Here is a 5437-nt window from a genome sequence, read left to right on the forward strand (position 1 = left end):
GTCGTCTTTCGGGATGATGGTGCGCGAACATTACAGAGATTGAACTGAAGAGTTTGATCCTGGCTCAGATTGAACGCTAGCGGGATGCTTTACACATGCAAGTCGAACGGCAGCGCGGACTTCGGTCTGGCGGCGAGTGGCGAACGGGTGAGTAATGTATCGGAACGTGCCCAGTAGCGGGGGATAACTACGCGAAAGCGTGGCTAATACCGCATACGCCCTACGGGGGAAAGCGGGGGACCTTCGGGCCTCGCACTATTGGAGCGGCCGATATCGGATTAGCTAGTTGGTGGGGTAAAGGCCTACCAAGGCGACGATCCGTAGCTGGTTTGAGAGGACGACCAGCCACACTGGGACTGAGACACGGCCCAGACTCCTACGGGAGGCAGCAGTGGGGAATTTTGGACAATGGGGGCAACCCTGATCCAGCCATCCCGCGTGTGCGATGAAGGCCTTCGGGTTGTAAAGCACTTTTGGCAGGAAAGAAACGGCTCTGGATAATACCTGGGGCAACTGACGGTACCTGCAGAATAAGCACCGGCTAACTACGTGCCAGCAGCCGCGGTAATACGTAGGGTGCAAGCGTTAATCGGAATTACTGGGCGTAAAGCGTGCGCAGGCGGTTCGGAAAGAAAGATGTGAAATCCCAGAGCTTAACTTTGGAACTGCATTTTTAACTACCGGGCTAGAGTGTGTCAGAGGGAGGTGGAATTCCGCGTGTAGCAGTGAAATGCGTAGATATGCGGAGGAACACCGATGGCGAAGGCAGCCTCCTGGGATAACACTGACGCTCATGCACGAAAGCGTGGGGAGCAAACAGGATTAGATACCCTGGTAGTCCACGCCCTAAACGATGTCAACTAGCTGTTGGGGCCTTCGGGCCTTGGTAGCGCAGCTAACGCGTGAAGTTGACCGCCTGGGGAGTACGGTCGCAAGATTAAAACTCAAAGGAATTGACGGGGACCCGCACAAGCGGTGGATGATGTGGATTAATTCGATGCAACGCGAAAAACCTTACCTACCCTTGACATGTCTGGAATGCCGAAGAGATTTGGCAGTGCTCGCAAGAGAACTGGAACACAGGTGCTGCATGGCTGTCGTCAGCTCGTGTCGTGAGATGTTGGGTTAAGTCCCGCAACGAGCGCAACCCTTGTCATTAGTTGCTACGAAAGGGCACTCTAATGAGACTGCCGGTGACAAACCGGAGGAAGGTGGGGATGACGTCAAGTCCTCATGGCCCTTATGGGTAGGGCTTCACACGTCATACAATGGTCGGGACAGAGGGTCGCCAACCCGCGAGGGGGAGCCAATCCCAGAAACCCGATCGTAGTCCGGATCGCAGTCTGCAACTCGACTGCGTGAAGTCGGAATCGCTAGTAATCGCGGATCAGCATGTCGCGGTGAATACGTTCCCGGGTCTTGTACACACCGCCCGTCACACCATGGGAGTGGGTTTTACCAGAAGTAGTTAGCCTAACCGCAAGGGGGGCGATTACCACGGTAGGATTCATGACTGGGGTGAAGTCGTAACAAGGTAGCCGTATCGGAAGGTGCGGCTGGATCACCTCCTTTAAGAGCGAGTGCCGTGTTGTTAAAGCGTCCACGCTTATCGGTTGTTTGAAATGTGTAGCTGGGATCGGTTGTGAGCGTGGGTAGAGGGGGAATCCTTCCTGTGCCACGACGTTCTGACTGCTGATCCGAAGCCGGTTTTTGGGTCTGTAGCTCAGTCGGTTAGAGCACCGTCTTGATAAGGCGGGGGTCGTTGGTTCGAATCCAACCAGACCCACCAGGTATCGCGTGTGGCAGCCGAGGGTTGTTGCGTGGGGTATGGGGGTGTAGCTCAGCTGGGAGAGCGCCTGCTTTGCAAGCAGGATGTCATCGGTTCGATCCCGTTCACCTCCACCATTGATCCAGAGTTCAACGCATAGGGTTTTAGGGGGCCAGTTTTTTAGGCTGGCTTGCGAATGTTATGCGTTGGGTTTTGCCCAATGAAGCTATACACGTTCTTTAACAATTTGGAAGAAGCACAACGAAAATGTGTTCATGTCGTCGCCGGCATTTTATGCGGGTGAAGCATGGGCACGGGTTGTGATTGCATTAGATTTAGTTCCAAGTTCTCAAGATTCCGGTGGCAGTTTAGACCGGGATGGCTTTGAGGCTTATGAACGGCACAAACGCAAGACATATCAGCGTCCTATAAGACGGTAGTGTTATAGGATCAAGCGACTAAGTGCATATGGTGGATGCCTTGGCGATCACAGGCGAAGAAGGACGTGGTAGCCTGCGAAAAGCTGCGGGGAGCTGGCAAACAAGCTTTGATCCGCAGATGTCCGAATGGGGAAACCCACCGCCGCGAGGCGGTATCCCACACTGAATCCATAGGTGTGCGGAGGCGAACCGGGTGAACTGAAACATCTCAGTAGCTCGAGGAAAAGACATCAACCGAGATTCCGAAAGTAGTGGCGAGCGAAATCGGAAGAGCCTTTACGATTTAGCAAATCAGGTAGTCGAACGGAATGGAAAGTCCGGCCGTAGCAGGTGATAGCCCTGTAGACGAAATCTGGCTTGTGGAACTAGGCGTAAGAGAAGTAGGGCGGGACACGTGAAATCCTGTCTGAAGATGGGGGGACCATCCTCCAAGGCTAAATACTCGTGATCGACCGATAGTGAACCAGTACCGTGAGGGAAAGGCGAAAAGAACCCCGGAAGGGGAGTGAAATAGATCCTGAAACCGTATGCATACAAACAGTCGGAGCCTCTTTATGGGGTGACGGCGTACCTTTTGTATAATGGGTCAGCGACTTACATTCAGTGGCGAGCTTAACCGAATAGGGAAGGCGTAGCGAAAGCGAGTCCGAATAGGGCGATTCAGTCGCTGGGTGTAGACCCGAAACCAGATGATCTACCCATGGCCAGGTTGAAGGCACGGTAACACGTGCTGGAGGACCGAACCCACTAGTGTTGAAAAACTAGGGGATGAGCTGTGGATAGGGGTGAAAGGCTAAACAAATCTGGAAATAGCTGGTTCTCTCCGAAAACTATTTAGGTAGTGCCTCAAGTATGACTGCGGGGGGTAGAGCACTGTTATGGCTAGGGGGTCATGGCGACTTACCAAACCATGGCAAACTCCGAATACCCGCAAGTCCAGCTTGGGAGACAGAGCACCGGGTGCTAACGTCCGGACTCAAGAGGGAAACAACCCAGACCGCCAGCTAAGGTCCCGAATTATCGCTAAGTGGGAAACGAAGTGGGAAGGCATAGACAGTCAGGAGGTTGGCTTAGAAGCAGCCACCCTTTAAAGAAAGCGTAATAGCTCACTGATCGAGTCGTCCTGCGCGGAAGATGTAACGGGGCTCAAGCGATAAACCGAAGCTGCGGGTGTGTACTTTTAGTACACGCGGTAGGAGAGCGTTCTGTAAGCCTGCGAAGGTGGCTTGTAAAGGCTGCTGGAGGTATCAGAAGTGCGAATGCTGACATGAGTAGCGATAAAGGGGGTGAAAAGCCCCCTCGCCGTAAGTCCAAGGTTTCCTGCGCAACGTTCATCGGCGCAGGGTGAGTCGGCCCCTAAGGCGAGGCAGAGATGCGTAGCTGATGGGAAGCTGGTTAATATTCCAGCACCGTCGTACAGTGCGATGGGGGGACGGATCGCGGAAGGTCATCAGGGTGTTGGAAGTCCCTGTTGCTGCATTGGAGAAGGCGCTTTAGGCAAATCCGGGCGCGTAATTCAAGGGTGTGGCACGAGCAGACAAGTTCTGCGAAGTGATTGGAAGTGGTTCCAAGAAAAGCCTCTAAGCTTCAGCTGTACGAGACCGTACCGCAAACCGACACAGGTGGACGGGATGAATATTCCAAGGCGCTTGAGAGAACTCAGGAGAAGGAACTCGGCAAATTGATACCGTAACTTCGGGAGAAGGTATGCCCCGGTAGGGTGAGGCGCTTGCGCGCTGAGCTTGATGGGGCCGCAGAGAATCGGTGGCTGCGACTGTTTATTAAAAACACAGCACTCTGCCAAGACGAAAGTCGACGTATAGGGTGTGACGCCTGCCCGGTGCCGGAAGGTTAAGTGATGGGGTGCAAGCTCTTGATCGAAGCCCCGGTAAACGGCGGCCGTAACTATAACGGTCCTAAGGTAGCGAAATTCCTTGTCGGGTAAGTTCCGACCTGCACGAATGGCGTAACGATGGCCACACTGTCTCCTCCTGAGACTCAGCGAAGTTGAAGTGTTTGTGATGATGCAATCTACCCGCGGCTAGACGGAAAGACCCCATGAACCTTTACTGTAGCTTTGCATTGGACTGTGAACCGGCCTGTGTAGGATAGGTGGGAGGCGCTGAAACCGAGTCGCTAGATTTGGTGGAGCCGACCTTGAAATACCACCCTGGTTTGTTTGCGGTTCTAACCTTGGTCCGTTATCCGGATCGGGGACAGTGCATGGTAGGCAGTTTGACTGGGGCGGTCTCCTCCCAAAGCGTAACGGAGGAGTTCGAAGGTACGCTAGGTACGGTCGGAAATCGTGCTGATAGTGCAATGGCATAAGCGTGCTTGACTGTGAGACTGACAAGTCGAACAGGTGCGAAAGCAGGACATAGTGATCCGGTGGTTCTGAATGGAAGGGCCATCGCTCAACGGATAAAAGGTACTCTGGGGATAACAGGCTGATACCGCCCAAGAGTTCATATCGACGGCGGTGTTTGGCACCTCGATGTCGGCTCATCTCATCCTGGGGCTGTAGCCGGTCCCAAGGGTATGGCTGTTCGCCATTTAAAGAGGTACGTGAGCTGGGTTTAAAACGTCGTGAGACAGTTTGGTCCCTATCTGCCGTGGGCGTTGGATACTTGACGGAGCCTGCTCCTAGTACGAGAGGACCGGAGTGGACGTACCTCTGGTGTACCGGTTGTCATGCCAATGGCATTGCCGGGTAGCTAAGTACGGAAGAGATAACCGCTGAAGGCATCTAAGCGGGAAACTCGTCTGAAGATTAGGTATCCCGGGGACTCGATCCCCCTGAAGGGTCGTTCAAGACCAGAACGTTGATAGGTCGGGTGTGGAAGCGCAGTAATGCGTTGAGCTAACCGATACTAATTGCCCGTGCGGCTTGATCCTATAACTCTACGGGTTTTAAAGACCTGGTATGACGTAGCGTTCAAGTGCCGTTCAACATATCACCGTCACAACCCAAGCCCTGCCCCCGCGCTACATACGCCGGGCCGGGCCGTGGTGCTTCTTCCAATTGCGGGTGCGCAGCCCCCGCCCTGGGCCCGACAAGGCACAGTGCGCGCTGCCCGCCCAACCGGTTACGCTTGACGACCATAGCAAGGTGGACCCACTCCTTCCCATCCCGAACAGGACAGTGAAACGCCTTCGCGCCGATGATAGTGGACTTCCCGTCTGTGAAAGTAGGTCATCGTCAGGCTCTTATGCCCCAAAACCCCAGCAC

At 54.2% G+C, this 5437-nt stretch carries 2 tRNA genes and 3 rRNA genes; all 5 read left to right on the forward strand.

Annotated features, from left to right (window positions below):
* The first annotated feature begins 41 nt into the window (after positions 1–41).
* Positions 42–1572, forward strand: a 16S ribosomal RNA gene (locus KW845_RS29260).
* Between the two features lie 140 nt (positions 1573–1712).
* Positions 1713–1789: transfer RNA gene (locus KW845_RS29265), tRNA-Ile, on the forward strand.
* Between the two features lie 40 nt (positions 1790–1829).
* A tRNA-Ala gene (locus tag KW845_RS29270) sits at positions 1830–1905 on the forward strand.
* Between the two features lie 311 nt (positions 1906–2216).
* Positions 2217–5103 (forward strand): 23S ribosomal RNA (locus KW845_RS29275).
* A gap of 196 nt (positions 5104–5299) precedes the next feature.
* Positions 5300–5413, forward strand: a 5S ribosomal RNA gene (gene rrf, locus KW845_RS29280).
* The 16S, 23S and 5S rRNA genes sit together here with 2 tRNA genes alongside, the layout of an rRNA operon.
* Positions 5414–5437: the final 24 nt, after the last annotated feature.

Source organism: Bordetella sp. BOR01, assembly GCF_019218885.1.
Lineage (GTDB): Bacteria > Pseudomonadota > Gammaproteobacteria > Burkholderiales > Burkholderiaceae_B > Bordetella_A.